The sequence below is a fragment of the Flammeovirga aprica JL-4 genome, assembly GCF_012844305.1.
In the GTDB taxonomy this organism is placed as follows: domain Bacteria; phylum Bacteroidota; class Bacteroidia; order Cytophagales; family Flammeovirgaceae; genus Flammeovirga; species Flammeovirga aprica.
This window is the reverse complement of record NZ_JABANE010000269.1, coordinates 1-1699: the sequence shown is the minus strand read 5'-3', so window position 1 is coordinate 1699 and position 1699 is coordinate 1. Positions and strand designations below refer to the sequence as shown.

Genomic DNA, 1699 nt, shown 5'->3' with positions numbered 1-1699 from the left:
AAGCACTTGGTAATGATGAAGAAAGAGGATGCGACTAAGTATTTTATAAGTCCTAGTAAGCTATTTGAAAATATTACCATTGAAGATGATAATACGAATGTACCTATCGAGGCATTTGAGAGAGTTGTATTATTTAATATGTTTAAAACACATCAGAGAAATGACTATGATTATGACAGATAAACTTTTATTAATTCTTATGATTTTCTTTGTTTCCTGTTCTATGCAAGGAAATAAAGAAATAACACTTAATGAAAATGATCAAAAGATATTAAACATTCTGAATGAAAGATATGATCATAAATTTTATTATAACATTACAGATGATTATATATCCAATATGAGGTTTATTCGTTTGGGTACAATTACCTGTTTACCCAAAGAGTTGGAAGAGTTAAGTCATTTAGATTCCATCTATATCAATGAAACTTCTTTTGATGATAAAATAATTGATACAAGAAACATAACAGGTTTAAAGTATATTGGTTTTAATGACATTGATATTTCAGGGTATAAAATTTATCTGAATAATGGATTAGAAGAAGTTTCGATGAATAAATGTGTTTTTACCGAATATCCTGAAGCATTCTTAAAGACAAATTTAAGGAAAATTAAAATTGTAAGGTATGGAGAAGGTTATGAGCAAATTTTCCCTAAGGAAATCGGTGGGTCAGCATTAGAGGAAGTAATTTTTCATTACGTTGATTTTGAAAAGTTACCTGATATCAAAACACCCAACGAGTTGTCATTGTCAGTAATTCGACAGGATAATATAGTACAACTTCCAGAAAGTTATTTACACCATAAGTATAAAATGTTGATTATTTCGGGTTGTAAAAAATTCAGGAATTTTGGTTCTCTTTTAAAAAACAGTCATAACAGCCTTAAGAAATTTAGAGTTACAGAGTTAGATAACTTCGTTACATTCCCTTTTGAAGATTTAGCTCAATGCAAGAATATAGAAGAGTTTGTGATTGATGGTCAGTATTGGAAATATATGAACAAGGAAGAAGCATTTGATGTATTCTATAATTTCAAACATTTAAAGACACTTGTTTATCGAAATGTACCTATTTCAAGACTATTACCAAAAATAGGAGAGCTAAGAGAGCTTGAGTATATCCAAATACGAGATAGTGATATCAAAACCTTACCCAAAGAAATCAAAGATCTGCCTCATCTAGAAAAGATAATTTTAAGAGGTCATACAAGTTTGGAGTATTTGCCTGTGGAAATGTTTGATGTCGATCGAGAGAAAAAAACTATACTTAGTTTTGACGGAGGTTGGGAAAATATACCTCATATCTTGAGCGAAGCAGATGTAGCAAGAGGATATGAAATCTATGAGAATTGATTTTTAGGGTTGAAGTTATAATTAAAGGTCCAAGAGTAGGAATGAGGTTACTCTTGGGCTTTTTTGGTAGTTTTCGTCAGGCACAGACACATTAACCTATATTTCCACGGTCTACAACTCAAAAGCTTTTGCACAATTAAATTCATCTAAAGCATTAAAAGCAAGGAATAAAGCATTTGATAGGATTAAGGCAATGGAGGATATATTAAGTGGAAAAGAGACCGATGTGACACTCACTAAAGATGATCAAACATTTTTAGGAGAAATTAAAAAGGAATCAAAAGAAAAGCAGACCAATAAATTATTTGCCTATATGAATACAATCCATTGGGATAAAGTAGAAAA

The 1699-nt window shown here is 30.4% G+C and carries 2 protein-coding genes; both read left to right on the top strand.

Features of this window, described 5'->3' with window-relative positions; genetic code table 11:
• A partial coding sequence (locus HHU12_RS33770; protein ID WP_205960073.1) for a hypothetical protein occupies nucleotides 1-183 on the top strand: 183 nt, incomplete at its 5' end.
• Nucleotides 173-1354 carry a leucine-rich repeat domain-containing protein gene (locus HHU12_RS33765; protein ID WP_169661125.1) on the top strand — a complete coding sequence of 394 codons (1182 nt, stop codon included), beginning with the start codon at nucleotides 173-175 and terminating at the stop codon, nucleotides 1352-1354. The genes HHU12_RS33770 and HHU12_RS33765, both read left to right, overlap by 11 nt.
• Nucleotides 1355-1699: the final 345 nt, after the last annotated feature.

Coding starts and splice junctions, on each gene's coding strand:
- HHU12_RS33765 (WP_169661125.1), top strand. CDS start 173: ATGACAGATAAACTTTTATTAATTCTTATGATTTTCTTTGTTTCCTGT.